The following is a 22,061-nucleotide window of genomic DNA, read 5'->3' on the forward strand; positions in this document are numbered from 1 at the left end:
AAAGGGGAAAGAAAATTGGAGAAAAAATTATATTACACTGATGCTTATAAGCAAGACTTTACTACTAAAATTATAAAGCAAGATTATGATAAAGACGGTAACTTATACGTTATTTTAAACGAAACGGCATTTTATCCGACAGGTGGCGGACAACCGTATGATACCGGCACATTAAATGATATCGATGTAATCAATGTAGAAGAGATAAATGGAGAAATTCGTCACTTTATTGTAGAACAATTACATACTGAAGAAGTAGAAGGTAAAATCAATTGGGAGCGCCGTTTTGATCATATGCAGCAACATGCAGCTCAGCACATTTTATCCGCTGCTTTTTGGGACCATTTTAACATACCTACGATCGGATTCCATCTTGGTAAAGAGACGGTAACAATTGATTTAGAAACAGAAAATCTCCATGCAGAAACGGTTGAAAAAGCAGTACAAATTGCAAACAAAATTGTTTTTGAAAACCATCCAATCCGCATCCAGTGGATGAACTTAGAAGAAGCGAAAACGTTGCCCCTTCGTAAAGAACCGACTTTAACAGAAAATATACGTGTTGTTATAATTGAAAACTTAGACTACAACGGCTGTGGCGGAACACATCCGAAACATACAGGTGAAGTAGGTCCTATTCAAGTATTAGGATGGGAGCGTAATAAAGGCGGCATACGATTAACCTTTATCGCTGGCTGGCGCACACTAAAACTTATGGGGCAACAGCAACAAATTATAAAAGATGTTTCTAAACAATTAAACAGTAGCGAGAATGATATTCCGACAAAAGTAGCACAACTGCTTACTTCTCAAAAAGAAAACGAAAAAGCAATACAAACAATGAATGAAAAATTATTATATGCAGAGGCAAATGAACTACTGCAACAGCCTGCCGAAATACATGCTGGCATACTTATTTCTAAAGTATTTAAAAATCGTTCTATGCAAGAAATCGCAAAGCTTTCTGCTATTATTACAGAACAACAAGAACATGCCCTTACATATTTCGTTATCGAAAATGATGACAAACTACAATGCATCCTCGCTTGCGGAAAAACAGTCACACTTGATATGAACGCACTTTTAAAAGATGCTCTTCCTGCCATTGAAGGAAAAGGTGGCGGAAATAAAAAGAGTGCGCGCGGCGGCGGAAAAGCGTCTATGACCGGTGATGAATTTTTAAATCAACTTGTTTCTTCCTTACAGTCAGCCGTGTAAAACATGTTTATGAAGGATAGCTAACGGCTATCCTTCAACTATATTTACAAGCCTATATTTTGTTTCAAGCCTTGATAGCTCCCTGCATTTACAAAACCGCCACTTATAAGAGTGATAAAAGTTTCCGAAAAACCATAATGACTTAAATCTTTAATCGGTACCATTTGCACATCTTGAATCGGATTATGATCAAACTCGTTAGAAGGTAGCGTAATTTCACCTTCAATCCTTTCAAGCAAAAACGTAATATGTAATAAAGATGGGCTAGCATCAGGTTTATCACAAACATAGAGTAGCTTCTTAATTTTAACTTCTAACCCTGTTTCTTCTCTCATTTCTCGGATCATCGCTTCTTCTAACGTTTCACCATTCTCTAACCTTCCTCCAGGTAAAGACCAATTGCGATTAGCCACCTTTTGCTTTACTAACAAAATCTTTTCACCTTCAATTAAAATTCCCGTAACACGAACTTGCATTACATTTTCCATATATAATCTCCTCTTCCCATTATATTTACAATTAATCCTTCCATAAAAAGAACGTATGTTTTATAATCAAAGAAAATTATGGAAGAAAGTAGTTGTTACATTCATGCGTCCACCTTTAACAAAGTTTATATCACTTGAAGATTTCCAAAACTTTTATTGGTTAAAAGCAGAACTCCAAACATTTTGTCGTGAGCATGGGTTACCAGCTAGTGGCTCTAAGATTGAAATAACCGAGCGTATCTCACATTATTTACATACTGGTAAAATATTAAAAAACAGCTCTAGTCAAAAGGTGAGTAAAGCTTCTCTCTCTTATAAAGAACTTTCTCTTCAAACGATTATTACTAACAATCACCGCTGTAGCGAAGATGTTCGTGCTTTTTTCAAAGAAAAAATCGGAGCAAACTTCCGCTTTACAGTAGCTCTTCAAAAGTTTTTTAAGGAGAATGTTGGAAAAACATATGAAGATGCGATAACTTTTTGGCATGAAGAAAACGAACGTAAAAAAGACCCTACTTATAAAACAACTATTAGTGCGCAGTTTGAATATAATTGCTTTACTCGCGACTTTTTCGAAGATCCAAATAACAAAAGAAAATCAAAAGCTGATGCTATCGCTGCTTGGAATGAAATAAAAGCAAAACCTGGTAGCAACGCTTATGTTCCTCAAAAAGTAGAAAACTAGTTCTTTTCTAGTCTTCTACTTTTTCAAATAATAGAGCAAGCCCTATTCCACCACCAATTCCTAACGTCGCAATTCCATATTCCATATACTCCCTTTGTGCCTGATAAAACAAACGTGTTACGAGCATAGCACCAGATGCACCGTACGGGTGACCAAGCGCAATTGCTCCACCATTTACATTTAATTTTTCAAAAGGAATTTGTAACTCCTTTGCACAAGCAACAACCTTTGAAGCAAATGCTTCATTTATTTCAAAATAATCGATTTCTTCTACCTTTATATTCATTTCTTTTAACAATTTGTTCACTGCAAATATCGGACCAGTTCCCGGAAGATTTGGATCCACTCCAACTACAGCACTACGAACGAAACGAAGTACAGGCTTATATCCTAATTTTCGGGCTTGCCCCTCTTCCATTACAAGAACGGCACATGCCCCATCATTTACACCGCACGAATTACCTGCCGTTACTGTACCATTTTGTAAAAATGCGGGCTTAGTTCTTTTAATCATTCTTTCATACTTCATTTCTCGTTTTATAGCCTCATCTAAAGATCCATTAAAAGAAAGTATTTCATCTTGTAAATATCCATTTTCTAATGCTTGCAGTGTCCGTTTATAACTAAGACAAGCGTATTCGTCTTGCATTTCTCGCGATATATTATAACGCTCTGCAACATATTCAGCCGCCACTCCCATATTAGGATCACCAATTGTTTCTGGTGAAAATCTCGCTCTATTTTGAAATGGTGATGTACTTGTACTCTCTACTCCTCCTGCAATATAGCAATTACCTGCACCGCCTTGAATGAAATGACATGCGGTGCGAATCGCTTCCAAACCCGCACCACATTGCCGATCAATCGTTACACCAGGAATATGATAGCCAAGTCCTGCTTCTAAAGCAGATAATCTTGCAACATTTCCTCCCGGCCCAACAACATTCCCTAATATAACATCGTCTATCTCTCTCTCTATTCCTTTACTTAAAAACGTAAGAAGCGGCGCTGCTAATTGCTGAACTTCATAATCTTTAAACATCCCATTCTTCTTACCAATGGGCGTCCTTTTCGCTTCTACAATAACCGCTCTATTCATATATCTTCTCCCGGTTTTCAATCATATTTTTTGCTACAATACGAGCTATTTTCCCGCTATTTGTATACGGTATTTCATCTACAAAATGCCATTCTTTCGGTATTTTAAACGAGGATAATCGTTGTAAGCAAAAACTTTTTAATTGTTGCTTCGTAGCACTTCCTTTTACGATGGCGACAGGTTTTTCACCCCAATAACTATCTTTCACACCAACTACAACTATTTCATCAACAGCTGGATGTTCATGCAATACACTTTCTATTTCTTCTGGGAAAATATTAATTCCTCCAAATAAAATCATATTCTTCTCTCTACCGACAATATAAATAAAGCCTTCTTCATCTTCATAACCTACATCACGTACTGTCATCCAGCCATCTGCAGTCAGCTCCGGAATGAAAACCTGATCCAATATGTATCCCATAAAAAACTGATCACTCTTCACATAAACAGTTCCTATCTCGCCTTTCTGCACTTCTTCTCCTGCTTCATTACATATTCGAACTTGCACATTGTGACAAGGTTTCCCTACTGAATTGGGCCTTCTATCGCTCTCATCATCAACTAGTGCTGTTACAAAACTTAGTTCCGATGCACCGTAAAATTCATATTTTTGCACATAAGGAAATATACCCTTTATTTTTTCTTTCGCTTCAGCTTCCCATTTCGCTCCTGACGAAATAATTTTCATTTCATTTTCTATTACTCTATTTTCTTTATATAAAGATTCTAGCATTGTCGGAACTGTATACATGACCGAAATATGCTCCGCCTCTAACTCATCTAGTACTTGATCTGGAATAAACTTTTTCATTATATGCACTGTTTGCCCTACATATAATGCACTTATTGCGCCATATAAGAAAAGAGAATGAACGAGCGTCCCAGCTATTAAAATAGAATCTTCTTTTTTTATATGAAAATCATATATATTGCAATCGAAACTATGAACCCACGATTGTTGTGCACGTAAAAATGCTTTCGCCTTCCCAGTCGATCCTGATGTAAATCCCATATAGAACGGAGCATTTTTTACATTTTCTACAGGATAATATGTAGGCAGATCGTTCTCTATCATTCTTTTCCACTCATCAATTTCTATTACTCTTTTTTCTTCATCCGGTAGATCATTTACCTTATATCGCTCTGTCACAATCATATCCGGATTACTAATTGCAATTCTTTCTTTGAGCTCATCCTGTTTCCACTTTATATCTAATGGTACACAAACCCATCCGGCCATAGCAGCGCCAGCAAATAGTTGTAAAAATTCTATACTATTTTCTAATACAATTGCTATCGTTTTATTCTTCGATTCTTTTTCATTCAACCAGTTTGCAACTTTACACACTGACTCAAACCAATCTTTATATGTTAAAACTCGATTATTTTCCCTTATTGCTATTTTATTTGGTTGTAAAGAGGCATGCTCTTTATATTCTTTTGTAATCCCCATTTGAGACGTCCTTCCTTTACAAAATAATAAAAAGAAACACGCAATGAACGTGTTTCTTCTCTTTCTTATCCTGCATTTGTATATTTCCCACTCTTTAGAGCAGGCGTAATAATATGTTTCAATGAACGATGTAATTTCGTTACAAGAATTGCTGCTATAATCGCTTTTATGCAATCGCCTGGTAAAAATACGACACTTACTTTCATCGTCTGCCATATAGAAATATCCATTACGAAAGCTTGTACAATAATACCAAATACATAAACTACGAAAATACCACCAATTATATTAATACATAATACCTTTATTATAGAAACTTCACGTAAGCGCTCAATTAAATAACCAATGACAAACGCTCCAACGATATAACCAAGTAAATATCCTGCACTTGGTCCAACAAATACACCTGGACCACCGCGTCCACCAGCAAGTAATGGTGCTCCTACTCCTACAATAAGTAAGAAAATAAGCTGACTTAACGCACCAAGACGTGCCCCTAACAACCCACCAGCAAGCATAATACCGAGTGATTGTAATGTAATAGGAACTGGTGTAATAGAAAGAGCAATTGGAGGTATTAACCCTAACACTCCCATAATAGAACTAAATAAAGCGACGAAAACTAAGTTTTTTGTATTCATATTTGCTCCTCCTATTTGTAAACTTAAAATGATTTTTAGATAACATATTATAGGAGTTATATTATATTTCTATTTAGTTTTTGTCAACTTATTTTCCGTATCGGTTTACAAATATAAATTTAATTATTTTTCTTTATGCAAATGCTCAAGTTCTTTCCGAAGCGCCTGCTTTAAAAACTTCCCAACAGATGTTTTCGGTATTTCTTCCATAAATACAATATCGTCTGGTAACCACCACTTCGCAAACTGTGGTTTTAAAAACTCATATATTTCTTCTTTCGTTACTGTACTATTTTTCTTTTGAACAACACAGGCAACAGGTCGCTCTTGCCACTGCGGATGAGGAACGGCAACGACAGCCGCTTCAAATATAGCATCATGTGCCATTAAAGCATTTTCAAGGTCAACTGAGGAAATCCACTCGCCCCCGCTTTTAATCACATCTTTCGTACGGTCGACGATTTTCACGCAGCCTTCCTCATCAACCGTAACGACATCTCCTGTATATAACCAACCATCACGAAAACCTTCGACAGTACGATCATCGTTATAATAGCTTTCAGCGATCCATGGTGCTCGTAAACATAGTTCTCCCATCTCTGTACCATCCCACTTCACTTCACCATTCGTACCGACTACTTTCATCTCTACACCAGGAACAAGATACCCTTGTTTTGATCGAATTTCTAATTGCTCTTCATACGATAATTCTGTTTCATAACTTTTTAAACGTGCAAGTGTTACGAGTGGGCTTGTTTCAGTCATACCATATGCATGGATGAACGGAACATTGTGTTTCTGTTCAAATGCTTTAATAACACTCTTCGGTGCAGCTGCACCACCGCATAGTATTCTCGTCATACTAGATAAATCGTAACTATTATTTTCTAACTCTTGTAATACACCGAGCCAAATTGTCGGTACACCGGCCGCTAATGTTACTTTTTCTGATTGAATCATTTCTAATAAAATTTTTGGCGTAAACATCGGTCCTGGAAGAACTTGTTTTGATCCAAACCAAGTAGCAGCGAAAGGAAGTCCCCAAGCGTTCACATGGAACATCGGTACAATCGCCATTGCCGCATCACTTTCCGATAAAGCAGCTGTATCCGCTAAACCGAGTGCCATGCAATGCAGTACAGTACTACGATGCGTATATACAACACCTTTTGGATTTCCTGTAGTCGCTGACGTATAACACATACCAGCAGGTGTATTTTCATCAATATCTTTTACAAATTGGAAATTTGGATCGCCTTCTTCTAATAGTTTTTCATAATGATATACAGGTTCTAGCGTAGTATTTGGAAGTTCATCTTTATCAGTCATAATAATGTAGGCTTGTACAGTTGATAATTGTGATTGAATATTTTCAACGAGTGGTACGAGATCTTCATCAATAAGTAGAATGCGATCTTCTGCATGTTGAATAATGTATGAAATATGTTGAGGAGATAAACGAATATTAATTGTGTGTAAAACTGAAGCAATACCAGGAATAGCAAAATAAGCTTCCACATGTCGATGATGATTCCACGCTAACGTTCCTATACGCTCGCCTTCTTTAATTCCTAATTTTTTTAACGAACTGGAAAGCCTTCTCGTCCTTTCACCTAACTGCTTATACGTTAACGTCGTAATTGTATCATGTGTCCGTGAAACAATTTCTTTCTTCGAAAACAGTTTCTCTGCTCTTTCCATCATAGAACTAATTGTGAGCGGTACATTCATCATCATATTGGTTACATCCCCCTTTAAAGCCTTTTCATTTTTCATTTATTATAACAGACTTCTACAAATGATTACGACATTTTTCTGTATTTTCTGAATTATTTCTTTAGAAATAATTCAGAACGATAAAAAACATGTTTTGAATACGTTGATTCGAAACATGTTTTTTATTTTTTATAAACTATCTACCTTTTTCCTTACTTTCTTTTTCATTTTAAAAATAAATCGATTACTGTATTCCTTATTTTCTACTAAAATTCGATACATCTCCCACACTCCGACAACACGAATAAAAAGATAGACTCCAATTGCAATAAATACAAAACAGTACGGATAATATTGAACTAATTCTCCTGAAGTGATATGCTTTTTCTCAAACAAAAACGGGATTGCGCCTGCGGCTATAAAACAAAATCCAACAATCATCACTGCAGCATACTTCTTCTTAATTACTTCATATCTTTTTGTCAATTCTTTTAGAAAGTTTTGATCAAATAGTAGTTCTTCTTTTTTCAATACATTGTATCGACTCTCTTCTATCGTTGCAGGTATCATCATTGCTCCAATTCCAAGGGCGGCAATGATAATGACAAGGAATTTCGACATTGTTGCATTTTCTTTAAATAATAAATACGGTGTTGTAGATAAAATGAGCAAACTAAACCCTAACGCGATATATTTTGAAATCTTTTGTCCGTACACTATATATCCTTCTGCCACTTCTTTACTTACGTAATAGCCATCCACATTTTCTCAGCAGTTTCTTTTAATAAAGTGAAACTTTAATCAGTTGGGGTTTTCTTCATCCCCCCACTGATTATTAGTTGAACCAATCGGACTTTTATGGGCAGCCCGCCCCCACCTCAATAACCAATTATAACAATTAAAAGTAATTATTGTTACAGAAAAAAACAAAAACTCCCCTATTCATTTAAAGGAGTTTTCGGTATAAGATATTCCAGGAAGGGCTAATTTTTCTTTCTCATACTAATTCACAATTTCTTCTATACATTTTTGTACGTTGTGCAACGATTAATAAGCATCCCACACAGTATATGTTGTCATCTCTTTATATAAGGCATACTCATATATATGTAAAATATTACTCCTATTAATTTCCCTAATAAAAACACTTTTCCATAATCATAACGGCTTCTGTTTAAACTTTTCATAATGTCGTACTTTTAATAAAAGGATATTCCCGCAATCTGTACAAATATAAGCATCTACTGGTGAAGATGTGAACATCGTCTCCTTTTTCCGTATTTGTGCATAGCCGATAAACTCACCTTCCCCGATGTGATGTGAGCCACAATAAGAGCATGTCTGCACGTCTTTCTGTTTCATGAGAGCACCACCTTTAATCTGTTTCCACTCCCTTCGACAGTTCACTTCCATTTCCCTTCCAAAAAACCTCTTATTCTCTTACATTTCAACAGGAATCTCAGAACAAACATCGTATATGTACTATGAAATATATTTATTAATGGAGGAATTTTATGAGTACTATTATAACGCTCAATACAGCACAAGAAATTGAAAGCGCAGAAATACATATGCTTTCTTCTAGATTAACGCTACTGCAAGCAATAAACGGAAATCCAATGCAAGTACAAATGAAAAAGTTCGGGAGTGCCACCGCCTTTTCATCAAAAATAATTGCTGGTCCTGCTTTTAACACAGTAAAAGGCGTCACCTTTACAAATACAGATGAGATAGATGAAATTATCTCTTATTATCAATCACTACAAATCCCTTGCCGCTTTGAAATTACACCAGCTCAAGGCACAACTAAACTATTTCAATACTTATCTGAAAAAGGGTTGTACCAATCCAGCTTCCATACCGCTTTATATAGTATACCGAGAGAAGATTCGCCCCTTCTTCCTTCTCATATTTCAGTACGCCACCTGAAAGAAAATGAGTTTGATACGTTTGCCGACATATATGTACGTGGATTTAATATGCCGTCCTTTACAAAAGATGGCGTGCGCCAAAATAACGAAATTCTCTACAATAAACCCGGCTGGCATTTTTTCATAGCCGAAGTTCAAAACACTCCTGCTAGTATAGGAGTTCTCTATATAAAGAACGGTGTTGCTTCATTAGCTGCTTCTGCTACTCTGCCAGAATTTCAACGTAACGGCTGTCATACTGCATTAATTCAAAAACGAATTGAAACAGCTATTGAATTCAATTGTAATTTAATAGTTGGACAAGCAAGTTTCGGTAGCGGCAGTCAAAATAATATGGAACGTGCCCATATGAAAATTGCTTATACAAAATCAATATGGACTGCAAAAGACATGTAATTAACATTCTTTCTCCTTCCATTACAATCTTATACATTCTATGACAATTCCTTTTCTATCCTATTAATCATTTGAATATTCAAACTAGATTTGTTACGCTATTACTAGATACATCATTCAACTTGCAATATGAAAAGAGAATTCTAATCAAACTACAAGGAGGAGAAATGTATGACTAAACATGATCATGGTCTAAAAGAAAAAGTAGAAGGTGCTATTGATAAGGTAAAGGGTGAAGTAAAAGAAGTTGTTGGGAAAGTAACTGACAACAAAAAATTACAAGCCGAAGGAAAATGGGATAAAGTAAAAGGCACTGCTAAAGATACGGTTGGTAATGTAAAAGAGAAAGTACATGAATATAAAGATCATAAAGAGAATAAATAAAACAGAACAAAGATGTATGGTGGTGCAAGTAGGAAGTTACTAGATCCGAGAAAAAAGAATTTGTATTTTATATTTACCTGTAAAATCATTTTAAAACGACAAAAAGATGCCTGAAGGCATCTTTTTGTCTATAAACAACTATTTTACATCTTACTTTGTGAAAATTGGTTTTAGGTCACCTGTATACGGTTCGTGCTCAACAAAGATTTTTATATCTTTTCCATTCGCATCTTTCCCTAGTCTTGTATACGTAAATTTCTCTTTATTTAGCTCAGTAAGTTCAAGAACCGCACCATATTTATTATTTCCTAACGAAACATGGGCCCTTATTTTATTACCATGTACAACATCAAAGAAACCGTAGTCTCCACGACTTTCTCCAGTATTCACATTGAAAAACTCGTATTTATTTGTATTTTTATCGTATTTTGCTAGACTGATTAAGTTTGAGTTATATTTTGTTACATCATTACCCTGTTCGTCTAATACCACAGTTCCGTTCCATAGTGTACTAGATAAAATTTCATCTCCATCAACATCTTTAACTATTTTACCTGTCGAGCTTTCCAAATTTTTATCAGGCCGCGTGAAAGAAAGTTCTTTTTCATGGTACGGAATATGTTCAACAAACACCTCTACATCGTTCCCTTTTACATCTTTCCCCATTCTTTTATATGTAAATTTCTGCTTATCTAATTGCGTTAATTCAACAACAGCTTGATAATTTTGCGTTTCAGAAATTAGCACTCTTTTCTTCCCATCATTCGTTATAAAAAAGGTACCGCTATCATTACGACTCTCTCCTGTATTTGCATTAAAAAATTCATACCTTGCAGTTTTAGCATCATATTTTGCAAGCCCAATGAAATTTTGATTTTCTTTCGTTACATCATTATGATCTTTGTCATAGACTTTTGTCCCTTGCCAATTTGTTTCACCAAGTATGCTAGCTAGTAATTGCCCTTTCGTTTGTTTAGTTTGCTCAGTTCCTTGTATTGCTTTATATAAAAATTGTGCATACTGTTCACGCGTCACATCCATACTTGGAGCAAATTTCCCTTCTCCTACTCCTTTTGCAATATTATTTGTTTGAACAGCACTAATCGCATTTCTTGCCCATGAGTTCGTTGAAACGTCAGTAAAAGTGTGATCACTCTTTGCCTTTAAATGAAAAGCATTTGTAAGAACCTGCGCCATTTCTGCACGTGTTAACGATGCCTGCGGTCTAAAGTTTCCATGCTCATCCCCCTTAAAAACACCCATTTCTGTTAAAGATAAAATTTCCTTTATATAGCTTGTTGAATCTTCACTTACGTCACTGTATGGGTTCTCATAATTTTTGTTTTCTTCCATATTAAAATAACGATACATTAAAGCTGCAACCTGTTCGCGTGTTACGTTATCTCCAAACCCAAATCTTCCATCATCATAGCCAAAAATGATTTTCTTACCTGTTAATTGCTGAATCGCCTCATATGCCCAGTGTCCCTTTGGAACATCTTTGAATACACCAGTATGATTCGTGTTTGCTGTAACCGCTTCTGCTTTCACCTCTCCAGTCGTTTCACTTAATAGACTTCCACCTAAAACTGCTGATATGATACATGTTTTTAAAATTGTTTTATTCATCGCTTTCCAATCCCTTCCTTCATTTAACAAAGAATTACACCACTTATCTTCCAAAATAAGATTCTATGTGAGCAATTCATGTTTTAAATTTTAATTACAGCTAATCGCTTACACCTCCAAGTTTTTTTCGTAGTATCCATAGCTGTTATATATAGGAATTATAAATAGCAACTATAAATTGCCCATAAATAAATTATTAAAAAAAGATAAAATTAAGATAATATATTTTTAATCTCAATCTAAAAAAACGTTATTCTTTCTCATCTAGCTTGTTAAGAAAGAGTAACGTTTTTTAATTCTAGGATCCTGACCAAAAAGAGGTTTTATTTTATATGATCAAAAACAATTTCACGGCCCTTTCCAACCAAAACATCGGAAAGAAGCCGTGGCAAATACTTATTTTATAATTGGAGAAAGTTTACTTCCCTTCATTCTTCTCTAACACATACAAATCTTCTTCAATATTAGATAGTTTCTCTGTTACAAGTTTTCTAGCATCTCCAATTGCTTGATTGTATGCAAATGGTCCTACTAATTTAATCATTTCTTCTATTAAACGCTCTGCTTGAAAGCGCCCAATTTCATCTAAATCTTCTTCAACGAAAAATTGTTGAATTTGTGCTACTAGCTCTTCTTTTTTATCATTTGGTATTTTTATATTCATCATTATTTATTACTCCTCTATATGTAAGATAGTACGTTTCTTAACTCTACCATAGAAAAACGCTTTCCAGGACAACTTTTTGTAACGCCTTCTAGCTCCCTATGACCGAGTATATTTTCTTTCTTTATAGCAAACTGCTTCATAAACATTTTACATAAAGAATATAATGCATTCATTTGTGCGGTAGTTGGATCATATTTATCAAAATTACCCGTCATACATATCCCAATTGTATCTCTATTATTATCTTTCGCATGCGCTCCAATATGTAAACCTCGTCCTTCGACTATAGTTCCATCTTCTTCAATAAAATAATTGTAACCGATCCCGCTCCATCCTCTTACTTTTTGATGAAATTCATGTGTTTTATACACATCCCATCCATCTTCGGATGTATGGTGGATAATCAGTTTGTTTACTTTTTCTAAAGGAACTAATTCATCTTGAAATGTTAAATTAACACATTTAATTTCCATTTGAACATCCCCCTTACAAATCAATAATCATTATTGTTTTATCATCTGGTCTTATTCTCTTTTTCCCTTCTAGCTCTTCAATAATGGCTACATATTCCTTTATACTATTCTTTCTTATATATGCAACAGTTTGTTCGATTGGCCAATCTGGGTGGAATAATCCGTCTGAACAAATAAAAATCCCGCTTACTTCATCTATATGTAATTCACCATATTGTAAATAATGTATCGCTTCTTTCATTCCATTTGCAACGGAATACCCGCCCTGCATATTTGCAAGATAACGATTGTATTTTAACTGTTCTTTCACATTTTGAAAAACATGTTCTTCTGGCACAGATAACCCTCTTTTACGATCTTCTTCTCTCTTCTTTTTTGCTCTTTTACTAATTCCTTCAACCGTGTCTTTCGTTAATACTTGCATCGTTCCATTTTGAAATATTGCGACAATCATACAGTCCCCTAACTGTGCATATTCAATTTTCTCACCAACTATTTGCACTGCCGCAATACATGTGCACCACAAATGCTCTTTCTTTCTCGTATCTACTTCATACTCTAACATTTTGCTTTGCAATGCTTCATTTGCTTTTGCAACTGCAACTGGTAAACTATGATTTTCACGTAATGAAGCAAAATAACTTGCAAATAAATGTGAAGCGATGTATGCTCCATTATGTCCCTTTTCATCACGAAAGGGTACGAGCGGTGTTGCACCGTCACATACACCATAAATCTTTTTTTCTTCATTACAAAAATAAGAATCCTCACATTCTTGCTTCAACGGGCTTTTCTGTTGATATGTTTTTATATTCACAACTGTATCCCCTTTCAAATAATAAAATACTCAAATTCTTTTGATTAATCTAATTTCCCGAAATAAACTGTTTTTACCCAAAACTTTCAATATCATATATAATCTTGAAATAATATGAATTTTTTAGTGAAGGACGGGAAAGAGATGGTCAGATTTCTTGGTGTTATTATTGGTTCTATTATTATTGCGATTGCCTTTAATCTTTTCCTTATCCCCCACAAAATTTTAAGTAGTGGAATTGGCGGAATTGCTATTATTTTAGGGATTGTAACTCCTGTAAACACAGGTATTATTAACTTTGTATTAAACTTACCTATCCTTATTTTAGGATACATAGGTCTTGGAAAAAAAGTCATTTTTAACACTATTATCTCTGTTATTGTATTATCTGTTGCATTATACTACGTCCCAGTGAAAGTCGTCGCAACAGATCCGCTTTTATCATCTATCTTTGGTGGTGTCATTGCCGGAGCTGGTATCGGTCTTGTTTTTAACTGTAATGGATCAACTGGTGGATTTGATATTATCGGTATGTTGTTGTCTCGCAAAAGAGACATTAAACTCGGCGGATTCCTTATTATTTTAAATGCAGTCGTTGTAATAATTGCAGGATTCTTCTTCACTTGGGATGTTGCACTTACAAGCTTACTTTCCATTTATGTAACTGGTAAAGTTATCGATGCCATTCATACGAAACATCGAAAGGTTACACTTATGATTGTAACAAATGAAGCAGAAAAAATGAAAAAACAACTTCTTTCAACTGTTGTACGTGGAATTACATTACTTGATGGCGAAGGTGCTTATTCAAGCGAAAAGAAACGTGTACTTATGACCGTCGTTTCTCGTGAAGAATTGGCAAGTATGAAATTAACAATCTCTGAAATTGATCCTCATGCATTCGTTAACATTACAGAAACGGTTGAAGTATTAGGATTGTTTAGAAAAAGTTAAAAAACTAGGTGAATTTCCACCTAGTTTTTATTTTCCATAAATTCAATTCGATTTCCGAACGGATCTGACACATAAAATCTAATTACATCTGGTCGTGCATGATCATCTATTACTACAATACCTTGCTTTATTAACTCTTGTTTAAATTCATCAATTTTTATAACATAAAAAGCCGGATGCGCTTTTTTTGCTGGGTTGAAGTTTTGCTCAACTCCGATATGAATCTCTTGATTTCCACACTTAAACCAACATCCACCGCGCTTCTTTAATTCCTCTGGCTTTGGTATTTCCTCCATACCAATTTTTTCACCATAAAATTCTCGTGCTTCTTCTTCACATCCTACAGGCGCAGCTACTTGCACATGATCAATCCCTTGAATATAATTTTTCATTTTCTCTCCCCCTCTTCTATCCTAATATTATAAGGAAACCACACCGCTGTAACTTACAAAAGATTTATAAAACAATATAAACTTCCCTTATTACCACCTTATAATCAATTTTCAAAAATAAAGAAAACAAAATTTATTATATAACTTCCATTTTTTATAGAAATACACATTACATCTATATTATAGTTATGAATAGACAAATCTTTTTAGATGCTATTTGTACGGAGGAACTATTATGAGTCGTAAAAAATATTCATCAACTCAAAAAAAACGTCATCCGAACATTTCTAGACGTTTGCAAAAACATATACAAGATTGTTCTTTAACAGAAATGTATGCATCTCTGTTTGAACACAATCCTGATAGTATTATTTCATTAAATTTAGAGGGAGTTATTCTACATATAAATCCTTCTGCCGAAAAAATATTAGGTTACACTTCTTTAGAATTAGAACAGAAAAATATTATCTCTATTTTAGAAGCCCATATTTCTGAGCAAGTATTACAAAATATAAAGAATACGGAAGCGGATAATCAACAAGAGTATATTTTATCTATTTATCATAAAAATGGATTCTTATTAGACGTCGTGACAAAACTAGTTCCTATTTTTGTCCAAAATCGTCTAGCTGGCGTATATGCCATTATGAAACCTCTTGAAAAATCAGAAAGAATTGAGAATATGCTGAAAGAAAGCGAGAAGAGATTACGTACATTAGTGGACTCCATGCCTGCGTTTGTTATATTTAAAGATCATGAAGGACGCTGGCTTGAAGCAAATGACTACGCACTTTCTTGCTTTAATTTCCATCATGTACCTTACCACGGAAAAAAAGATAGTGAACTCATTCAATATAATGAAGCGTACCGAGAAGCTTTTTTACATTGTGAAGAAGTCGACGAACTAGCATGGCAACAAAGACAAATTCTTCATGGTGAGGAATTTATTATTCATAGAGATGATTTCGACCTAATCTTAAGTATATCGAAAGTTCCTCTCTATCATCCTGACGGCTCCCGTAAAGGTCTTATCGTAATGGGAAGAGACGTTACCGAGCTAAAAGAAACAGAAAAATTATTACGAAAATCAGAAAAGCTTGCAGTAGTCGGACAACTGACAGCTGGAATTGCCCATGAAATTCGAAATCCACTCACTTCTCTAAAAGGTTTTCTAACATTGTTACTCCCTGAAATCAATGAGGAGCAGAAATGGTATATCGATGTTATGTTAAGTGAAATTTCACAAATGGAATCTATTACAAGTCAATTTATGGCGATGTCTAAGCCACAAGTATTATCAATCAAAACTTGTAACATACAAGCATTGATTGAAGAGGTAGTTACATTTATTTTACCAAATGCTATTATGCATAGCGTTCACATCATTATGGATCATTTTGATTACGCACATGATATTCAATGTGACGGTAACCAATTAAAACAAGTTTTTATAAATATATTAAAAAATGCGATTGAAGCGATGCCAAATGGCGGAAATATTTTCATCCAAACAAAACCATTAGATGATACTTTCATTTTAATACGGATTATTGACGAAGGTTGCGGTATCCCAGAAGATCGTATTTCTCGTCTAGGCGAACCGTTTTATAGTTTAAAAGAAAAGGGAACTGGACTAGGATTAATGATGTGTTACAAAATAATTGAGGAACATCATGGTAAATTACACATTTCAAGCGAATTAAATAAAGGTACGATCGTTGATATTCAATTGCCACTTTCTTCATCTCATCTTACGATTCAATCGTAAATAATAAAAGAAGCATCTACTAATTGTTAGCAGATGCTTCTTTTTTAAAATGCTTTGTCATACCATTCTTTTGCTTTTTCTACTTCACCCATTGTTAATTGATGCCCTCTATTTTCCCAGTGCATTGTTACGTTTGCAGTTGCACTTTCTAATAACGCCTTCAATTCCTCTGACTCTGCTGATGAACAAATCGGGTCATTTGTCCCGGCAGCGATAAACACGGATTTCTCTGCTAAATTAGGCAATTTCATTCCTCTTCTAGGTACCATTGGGTGATGAAGCACAGCACCTTTCAACGCATTTTCGTAATGGAATAATAAACTTGCAGCAATGTTTGCTCCATTTGAATAACCGATAGCTACAATGTTATTTCTATCAAATTCATATGTTTTTGCAGCTTCATCTAAAAACTCATTTAATTCCTTCGTACGGAAAATCAAATCTTCTTCATCAAAAATGCCTTCTGCCAATCTACGGAAGAAACGTGGCATGCCATTTTCTAATACATTTCCTCTAACACTTAATACAGATGCTTCTGGGTCAATTATTTCTGCAAGTGGTAATAAATCTAATTCATTACCTCCTGTACCATGAAGTAATAACAACACTGGTTTTGACGTATCTTTTCCTTTTTGAAAAACATGTTTCATCATAATCCTTTTCCCCTTTCAATCACTTTAATCTAAATTTCTCACTTCAAATGGTAGAAGTGTTTGTTCAATTTGTTTTCTATGTGATTCATATTGCTCCGGTAACTTTAATTCCTCACCCATCGTCTCTAACGATTCGTCATGAGCGAAACCAGGAGGGTCTGTTGCAATTTCAAATAAAATTTCCCCATGTTCTCTAAAATAAATCGCGTTAAAATAATTTCGATCTTGTACAGGAGTTACGTGATATCCAAAACGAGATACATGCTCTTTCCAATCTAGTTGATCGGCATCGTCACTCGCTCTCCAAGCAATATGGTGAACTGTACCAACACCCATTTGACCACGCCCGATTGTTGACAACCTCAAGTCAATAATATTCCCAATATCAGCAGAAGAACGGAATCGAACAAATTCACCTTCTTCTCCAATTTTCTCAAGACCCATAACATGCTCTAACAATTCAGCAGTTTTTTGAGGTTGTGCAGATAAAAGAACAGCACCGCCAAATCCTTTAATGGCTACTTCTGGCGTAACTTCTCCAAAAGTCCAATTATTTAATTCGCCCTCTTCTCTTTCTACTAATTCTATATGCAAACCATGTGGATCATCAAATTCTAAATACTGCTCTCCAAATCGAGTCATTTTTGTATACGCAACATCGAATTTTTCTAATCTATGTTCCCAAAACTCCATTGCACCTTTTGGTACGACATAAGACGTAATGCCTACTTGACCATCCCCAATAATGCCTTGACGAGCACCAACCCATGGGAAAAACGTAATAATTGTTCCAGGTTTTCCTCCTTCATTCCCAAAATAAAGATGGTAAGTCCCTGGATCATCAAAATTCACAGTCTGTTTCACTAAACGTAACCCTAATACACCAGCATAAAAATCTACATTTTCTTGTGGATGTCCTACGATTGCTGTAATATGATGGATCCCCATTGTTTTCTTTTCCATTTCGTTCACTCCTTTTTAGTCCCTTATAAAAATTTTTATACATTAAAATTCATTATTCATTTTGTCCATACTGCAAAGTAAAATCCGTCATGATAATTTTATCTCGAATTCGAGATATCGATTATGAAATCACACATAAATGTCTAGTTTATCAAAATTATCTCAAATTCGAGATAATTCCTAAAAAAATATTTACTCCATTTGAAACCTTTATTCAAAGCACAAATTACTTCGAACTCAAATTTATTATAAGTTACTTACTTTTAGTTGTCAACAAGTTCCTTATCTTCATTTTAAATAAAAAGAGAGTAAACGCCAGTTTACTCTCTTCGCTAATTATTTTGTTTCCTCTTCCAGCACTGCTTCCATCTCATTAAATTCACGATGAATTGCTTTCACTGGTTCTTTCGTTACTAAACTTACAATAATAACAGCTAATAAGCTACAGAAGAATCCAGGTACCATTTCATACATAGTCGCTTTTAAACTTGGAATTTGTACCCAAGTAATTACAACTACTGCACCTACAATCATACCGGCAAGAACGCCCCATTTGTTCGTTCTCTTCCAATATAAACTTAATAAAATAGCGGGTCCGAATGCTGAACCAAATCCTGCCCAAGCATAACCGACAAGTGTTAAAATTGTATCACTTGGATGATACGCTAAAGCAACTGCAATCATGGCTACTACTAATACTGACAGCCTACCGATAAATACAAGTTCTTTATCACTTGCGTTTCGACGGAAAAATGTTTTATAGAAATCTTCCGTTACTGCACTTGAAATAACAAGTAATTGCGAGGAGATACTACTCATAATCGAAGCTAAAATAGCTGATAATAAAAACCCAGTAATGTACGGATGGAATAGAATGTTTGAGAATGTTACAAAGACCATTTCTGGGTCTTGTAACGTTGCATTATTTTTAGCGTAATAAGCAATACCAATTAGACCAGTAAGCATTGCACCTATAATTGAAATCGTCATCCAACCGATACCGATTCTACGAGAAGTTTTTAAATCTTTAATAGAAGTAATTGCCATAAAGCGGACAATAATATGCGGTTGTCCAAAATACCCAAGACCCCATGCTAAAAATGAAATAATCCCAAGAATTGTTGTCCCTTTAAACATATCTAAATGCGATGCATCAACTTGCTTAATTGTATTGAATGTTTCTGTTACACCGCCCACATCTGTAAAAGCAACAATTGGCACTAATACAAGAGCAATAAACATAATACAGCCTTGCACAAAGTCGGTCCAACTTACTGCTAAAAAGCCACCGAATAGTGTATAAGCAACTACGACACCGACAGTTACAAATAAACCAATTTTATAATCAAGGTTAAAAGAATTTTCAAACAAACGTCCACCTGAAACTAAACCAGCCGACGCATAAAATGTGAAAAATACTAAAATGACGATAGCGGAGACAAAACGAAGTATTTTCGTACGATCTTTAAATCGATTTTCTAAAAAGTCTGGAATCGTAATTGAATCATTTGCCACTTCTGTATACGTTCGCAAACGCGGGGCAATAACTAAATAGTTTGCATAAGCACCTATTAATAAACCTATCGCAATCCATACACTTGATAATCCTGTTGCATACATCGCACCAGGTAATCCCATTAGCATCCAACCACTCATGTCAGAAGCACCAGCTGATAAAGCTGTAACTGCTGGACCGAGTCCCCTTCCGCCTAACATATAATCTGATAAATCGGATGTCTTCTTATAAGACCAATAACCGATATACAACATACCTGCCATATAAATAGCAAGCGAAACCATAATTTCAATCTTCACAAAATCTCTCCCTTAGTTACATAAGCCATTCAAAATTTCGAAAAATGACTTTTTCTATTTTCTTGTTTTCGCTTATGGTTCCCTACCTTATCAAACATTTTTTGTTCTTTCAAGTGAACAAGCACTTTTTACTACATGTAAAAACCTTTATAAATGCCTTTATCACAGTGGATTACCCCGCTTTCAAAATGAATTAAAGTAAAAATATTCAGAAAACAAAACAGGCACTTCTTCGCTCCTCATTTCCAAATTAAAAAGCCATACAATTGTATGACTTTTAATCTATTAAACGTAGCTTATCTATTTACTAGTTGGAAACAATTCCGAAAGAGGCACCACCCGCCCCACCTCATCTTTAAACACAATATGCTCTCTCGTTAAATGACGCGGACTCTTGACTCCCGCTGCTGCCGCAAGTGAGAACAAACTATATCTCATACTAACAACATAATTCATTACGCGCCATTTCTTCTCATACGGATCTAACGCTTTTTGATAATGAGGATTCGTCGTCGCCACACCAGACGGACATTGCCCCGAATTACATTGGAGCGCCATAATACAGCCACTTGCCATCATAAACCCGCGTGCTGAATTTATAGCATCTGCACCAATAGCTAAAGCAATTGCCACTTTATCTGGTGTAATTAATTTCCCCGAGGCAAACACTTTGAATTTGTCCCGAACATCATAATGATTCGCTGTATCAATACAAGTTAGTAACGCTGGAATAAGGGGCATTCCCATACTATCTGCCATCGATTTATACGTTGCTCCTGATCCACCTTCTGAGCCATCAATTGTAATGAAATCTGGATAGATGTTTAACTCTTTCATCGTTTTGAATAAATCTTCCAACGGCTCCTGCTGTCCAATTACAATTTTCATACCGACTGGTTTACCGCCATTTTCTTGCAAACGCTGAATAAAATAAAGTGTATCCGCAGCATTATTTAAAAATGTAAATCGATTCGGTGAATTAATTGTCTCTCCTTCTCGTACATTACGAACAGAAGCAATCTTTGCATTTACTTTTTGTCCTTCTAGATGGCCACCACGTATTTTCGCACCTTGCCCAAATTTCAATTCGAATGCTTTAATATTGCTTTCTTTTGCTTTCTCCATGAATTTCTCCATTGAAAACTTACCATCCTCATCACGGTAACCAAATAAACCTGGACCAATTTGCGCAACGATATTCGCACCTGTATGTAAATGTTCCGGTATTACACCGCCTTCTCCTGTATTAATCCATGAACCGCCAGCCAGCTTCGCGCCAAAACCACTCGCTAAAATATAATTTTCGCCAATCGCACCGTAAGAAGTTGCTGATGCGCCAAACATGCCATACAGTTTCCATGGATATTTACGATTTTCACCGACGATAACCGCATCGTCTTCTTCATATAACCACAGATTCGTTGTATCCGCTGTCAATTTTTCTCTCCGTGAAAATAACCCTTCTTTATGAATTACATACTTTTTCCCTTCACGTTCTTGCGCTACATTCACACTTAGTTCATCTGTTAATATTGGAAATAATGTATTAGCAATATAATAGCCAGATGCATCAAAATCTCGTTTTGATCCGAAACCAAGTATTTCAGAACGGTACTTTGCTAGAAACATTACACTTTGAAAATCATAACGTGAAAAAGGCTTCCCGTCCGTATCATGATCAAACCAATATTGCCTAAATTCCGGCCCTATCTTTTCAAGTAAATAACGCATTCTTCCTAAGTATGGATGTAACTTTAATATAGAATGATGCGTCCGTTTTTTAATAAAAAATGTAATAATAAAAAAAATGATTAATAGTAGCATTAATAAGAGCAATATACTAATAATAATGAGTAGCGTTTCACTCATCCCGCTTCCTCCTATGAAAATCCATAATAAAAGGAGAACACCTGATG

At 35.2% G+C, this 22,061-nt stretch carries 21 protein-coding genes and 2 pseudogenes; 6 read left to right on the forward strand and 17 right to left on the reverse strand.

The genetic code is table 11. From position 1 onward, the window contains the following. Window positions 1-15: 15 nt before the first annotated feature. The gene (locus FS742_RS18435) at window positions 16-1,218 is read left to right on the forward strand and encodes an alanyl-tRNA editing protein (protein WP_186327192.1); all 1,203 of its coding nucleotides are present in this window, start codon (window positions 16-18) and stop codon (window positions 1,216-1,218) included. A gap of 44 nt (window positions 1,219-1,262) precedes the next feature. Here the strand turns inward: FS742_RS18435 and FS742_RS18440 are convergent, their stop codons facing one another. Next, window positions 1,263-1,706 carry an NUDIX hydrolase gene (locus FS742_RS18440; protein ID WP_144614261.1) on the reverse strand — a complete coding sequence of 148 codons (444 nt, stop codon included), beginning with the start codon at window positions 1,704-1,706 and terminating at the stop codon, window positions 1,263-1,265. A 103-nt stretch (window positions 1,707-1,809) separates the two neighbouring features. Between FS742_RS18440 and FS742_RS18445 the strand changes: the two genes are divergently transcribed. Further along, on the forward strand, window positions 1,810-2,391 hold the full coding sequence (locus FS742_RS18445; RefSeq protein WP_144614699.1) for a DUF6434 domain-containing protein: 582 nt from the start codon (window positions 1,810-1,812) through the stop codon (window positions 2,389-2,391). A 7-nt stretch (window positions 2,392-2,398) separates the two neighbouring features. Here FS742_RS18445 and FS742_RS18450 read toward each other — a convergent pair whose 3' ends face one another. The 7 genes and pseudogenes from FS742_RS18450 to FS742_RS18475 all read right to left on the reverse strand — a co-directional run bounded on the left by FS742_RS18450 (window position 2,399) and on the right by FS742_RS18475 (window position 8,665). Continuing rightward, on the reverse strand, window positions 2,399-3,490 hold the full coding sequence (locus tag FS742_RS18450) for an acetyl-CoA C-acyltransferase (RefSeq protein WP_144614263.1): 1,092 nt from the start codon (window positions 3,488-3,490) through the stop codon (window positions 2,399-2,401). Continuing rightward, entirely contained in the window at window positions 3,483-4,946 is a 1,464-nt protein-coding gene (locus tag FS742_RS18455) for an acyl-CoA synthetase (protein ID WP_144614265.1), read from the reverse strand. Before FS742_RS18455 ends, FS742_RS18450 begins: the two co-directional genes overlap by 8 nt. 65 nt (window positions 4,947-5,011) lie before the next feature. Beyond that, window positions 5,012-5,587: a biotin transporter BioY gene (locus tag FS742_RS18460; RefSeq protein WP_144614267.1), complete on the reverse strand. Its 576-nt coding sequence runs from the start codon at window positions 5,585-5,587 to the stop codon at window positions 5,012-5,014. Between the two features lie 123 nt (window positions 5,588-5,710). Beyond that, window positions 5,711-7,324, reverse strand: coding sequence for a long-chain fatty acid--CoA ligase (locus FS742_RS18465; protein WP_144614268.1), 1,614 nt, complete (start codon window positions 7,322-7,324; stop codon window positions 5,711-5,713). A gap of 168 nt (window positions 7,325-7,492) precedes the next feature. Further along, window positions 7,493-8,071, reverse strand: a pseudogene (locus FS742_RS18470) (helix-turn-helix domain-containing protein); the annotation flags it as partial. A gap of 237 nt (window positions 8,072-8,308) precedes the next feature. Next, window positions 8,309-8,443 (reverse strand): annotated as a pseudogene (locus FS742_RS28295) (GNAT family N-acetyltransferase); the annotation flags it as partial. 18 nt (window positions 8,444-8,461) lie between these two features. Continuing rightward, window positions 8,462-8,665 carry a hypothetical protein gene (locus tag FS742_RS18475; RefSeq protein ID WP_144614270.1) on the reverse strand — a complete coding sequence of 68 codons (204 nt, stop codon included), beginning with the start codon at window positions 8,663-8,665 and terminating at the stop codon, window positions 8,462-8,464. Between the two features lie 152 nt (window positions 8,666-8,817). Between FS742_RS18475 and FS742_RS18480 the strand changes: the two genes are divergently transcribed. Together FS742_RS18480 and FS742_RS18485 are read left to right on the forward strand one after the other, a co-directional pair. Continuing rightward, complete coding sequence (locus FS742_RS18480; RefSeq protein WP_144614272.1) at window positions 8,818-9,630, forward strand: GNAT family N-acetyltransferase; 813 nt, start codon at window positions 8,818-8,820, stop codon at window positions 9,628-9,630. A gap of 171 nt (window positions 9,631-9,801) precedes the next feature. Next, the gene (locus FS742_RS18485; protein ID WP_144614273.1) at window positions 9,802-10,014 is read left to right on the forward strand and encodes a CsbD family protein; all 213 of its coding nucleotides are present in this window, start codon (window positions 9,802-9,804) and stop codon (window positions 10,012-10,014) included. A 150-nt stretch (window positions 10,015-10,164) separates the two neighbouring features. Here FS742_RS18485 and FS742_RS18490 read toward each other — a convergent pair whose 3' ends face one another. From FS742_RS18490 to FS742_RS18505, 4 genes are all read right to left on the reverse strand, one after another. After that, the gene (locus tag FS742_RS18490) at window positions 10,165-11,643 is read right to left on the reverse strand and encodes a DUF4822 domain-containing protein (RefSeq protein WP_144614275.1); all 1,479 of its coding nucleotides are present in this window, start codon (window positions 11,641-11,643) and stop codon (window positions 10,165-10,167) included. Between the two features lie 418 nt (window positions 11,644-12,061). Next, on the reverse strand, window positions 12,062-12,310 hold the full coding sequence (locus tag FS742_RS18495) for a DUF2164 domain-containing protein (RefSeq protein ID WP_000981070.1): 249 nt from the start codon (window positions 12,308-12,310) through the stop codon (window positions 12,062-12,064). Window positions 12,311-12,324: 14 nt separating this feature from the next. Next, the gene (locus FS742_RS18500) at window positions 12,325-12,783 is read right to left on the reverse strand and encodes a peptidoglycan recognition protein family protein (RefSeq protein WP_000402967.1); all 459 of its coding nucleotides are present in this window, start codon (window positions 12,781-12,783) and stop codon (window positions 12,325-12,327) included. Window positions 12,784-12,796: 13 nt separating this feature from the next. Then, entirely contained in the window at window positions 12,797-13,618 is an 822-nt protein-coding gene (locus tag FS742_RS18505; protein WP_144614277.1) for a protein phosphatase 2C domain-containing protein, read from the reverse strand. A gap of 96 nt (window positions 13,619-13,714) precedes the next feature. Between FS742_RS18505 and FS742_RS18510 the strand changes: the two genes are divergently transcribed. Continuing rightward, window positions 13,715-14,554 carry a YitT family protein gene (locus FS742_RS18510; RefSeq protein ID WP_141669153.1) on the forward strand — a complete coding sequence of 280 codons (840 nt, stop codon included), beginning with the start codon at window positions 13,715-13,717 and terminating at the stop codon, window positions 14,552-14,554. Window positions 14,555-14,574: 20 nt separating this feature from the next. Here the strand turns inward: FS742_RS18510 and FS742_RS18515 are convergent, their stop codons facing one another. Further along, the gene (locus FS742_RS18515) at window positions 14,575-14,946 is read right to left on the reverse strand and encodes a VOC family protein (RefSeq protein WP_144614278.1); all 372 of its coding nucleotides are present in this window, start codon (window positions 14,944-14,946) and stop codon (window positions 14,575-14,577) included. Window positions 14,947-15,181: 235 nt separating this feature from the next. Here FS742_RS18515 and FS742_RS18520 point away from each other — a divergent pair, with 235 nt between their 5' ends. Continuing rightward, window positions 15,182-16,714, forward strand: a complete 1,533-nt coding sequence (locus FS742_RS18520) for a BA3702 family sensor histidine kinase (RefSeq protein ID WP_144614280.1) — start codon at window positions 15,182-15,184, stop codon at window positions 16,712-16,714. 44 nt (window positions 16,715-16,758) lie between these two features. On the opposite strand, the gene FS742_RS18525 is transcribed toward FS742_RS18520, so the two are convergent. From FS742_RS18525 to FS742_RS18540, 4 genes are all read right to left on the reverse strand, one after another. After that, complete coding sequence (locus tag FS742_RS18525) at window positions 16,759-17,367, reverse strand: alpha/beta hydrolase (protein ID WP_144614282.1); 609 nt, start codon at window positions 17,365-17,367, stop codon at window positions 16,759-16,761. A gap of 24 nt (window positions 17,368-17,391) precedes the next feature. After that, window positions 17,392-18,330: a ring-cleaving dioxygenase gene (locus FS742_RS18530; protein ID WP_144614284.1), complete on the reverse strand. Its 939-nt coding sequence runs from the start codon at window positions 18,328-18,330 to the stop codon at window positions 17,392-17,394. 336 nt (window positions 18,331-18,666) lie between these two features. Continuing rightward, the gene (putP, locus tag FS742_RS18535; protein WP_144614286.1) at window positions 18,667-20,145 is read right to left on the reverse strand and encodes a sodium/proline symporter PutP; all 1,479 of its coding nucleotides are present in this window, start codon (window positions 20,143-20,145) and stop codon (window positions 18,667-18,669) included. Between the two features lie 300 nt (window positions 20,146-20,445). Further along, window positions 20,446-22,014 carry an FMN-binding glutamate synthase family protein gene (locus FS742_RS18540; protein ID WP_144614288.1) on the reverse strand — a complete coding sequence of 523 codons (1,569 nt, stop codon included), beginning with the start codon at window positions 22,012-22,014 and terminating at the stop codon, window positions 20,446-20,448. Window positions 22,015-22,061: the final 47 nt, after the last annotated feature.

Origin of the sequence: Bacillus cereus (genome assembly GCF_007678085.1) — a bacterium.
Lineage (GTDB): Bacteria > Bacillota > Bacilli > Bacillales > Bacillaceae_G > Bacillus_A > Bacillus_A cereus_BE.

Coding starts and splice junctions, on each gene's coding strand:
- FS742_RS18445 (WP_144614699.1), top strand. CDS start 1,810: ATGCGTCCACCTTTAACAAAGTTTATATCACTTGAAGATTTCCAAAAC.
- FS742_RS18440 (WP_144614261.1), bottom strand. CDS start 1,706: ATGGAAAATGTAATGCAAGTTCGTGTTACGGGAATTTTAATTGAAGGT.
- FS742_RS18460 (WP_144614267.1), bottom strand. CDS start 5,587: ATGAATACAAAAAACTTAGTTTTCGTCGCTTTATTTAGTTCTATTATG.
- FS742_RS18450 (WP_144614263.1), bottom strand. CDS start 3,490: ATGAATAGAGCGGTTATTGTAGAAGCGAAAAGGACGCCCATTGGTAAG.
- FS742_RS18475 (WP_144614270.1), bottom strand. CDS start 8,665: ATGAAACAGAAAGACGTGCAGACATGCTCTTATTGTGGCTCACATCAC.
- FS742_RS18495 (WP_000981070.1), bottom strand. CDS start 12,310: ATGATGAATATAAAAATACCAAATGATAAAAAAGAAGAGCTAGTAGCA.
- FS742_RS18465 (WP_144614268.1), bottom strand. CDS start 7,324: ATGATGATGAATGTACCGCTCACAATTAGTTCTATGATGGAAAGAGCA.
- FS742_RS18455 (WP_144614265.1), bottom strand. CDS start 4,946: ATGGGGATTACAAAAGAATATAAAGAGCATGCCTCTTTACAACCAAAT.
- FS742_RS18525 (WP_144614282.1), bottom strand. CDS start 17,367: ATGATGAAACATGTTTTTCAAAAAGGAAAAGATACGTCAAAACCAGTG.
- FS742_RS18480 (WP_144614272.1), top strand. CDS start 8,818: ATGAGTACTATTATAACGCTCAATACAGCACAAGAAATTGAAAGCGCA.
- FS742_RS18485 (WP_144614273.1), top strand. CDS start 9,802: ATGACTAAACATGATCATGGTCTAAAAGAAAAAGTAGAAGGTGCTATT.
- FS742_RS18510 (WP_141669153.1), top strand. CDS start 13,715: ATGAATTTTTTAGTGAAGGACGGGAAAGAGATGGTCAGATTTCTTGGT.
- FS742_RS18520 (WP_144614280.1), top strand. CDS start 15,182: ATGAGTCGTAAAAAATATTCATCAACTCAAAAAAAACGTCATCCGAAC.
- FS742_RS18515 (WP_144614278.1), bottom strand. CDS start 14,946: ATGAAAAATTATATTCAAGGGATTGATCATGTGCAAGTAGCTGCGCCT.
- FS742_RS18490 (WP_144614275.1), bottom strand. CDS start 11,643: ATGAATAAAACAATTTTAAAAACATGTATCATATCAGCAGTTTTAGGT.
- FS742_RS18540 (WP_144614288.1), bottom strand. CDS start 22,014: ATGAGTGAAACGCTACTCATTATTATTAGTATATTGCTCTTATTAATG.
- FS742_RS18530 (WP_144614284.1), bottom strand. CDS start 18,330: ATGGAAAAGAAAACAATGGGGATCCATCATATTACAGCAATCGTAGGA.
- FS742_RS18500 (WP_000402967.1), bottom strand. CDS start 12,783: ATGGAAATTAAATGTGTTAATTTAACATTTCAAGATGAATTAGTTCCT.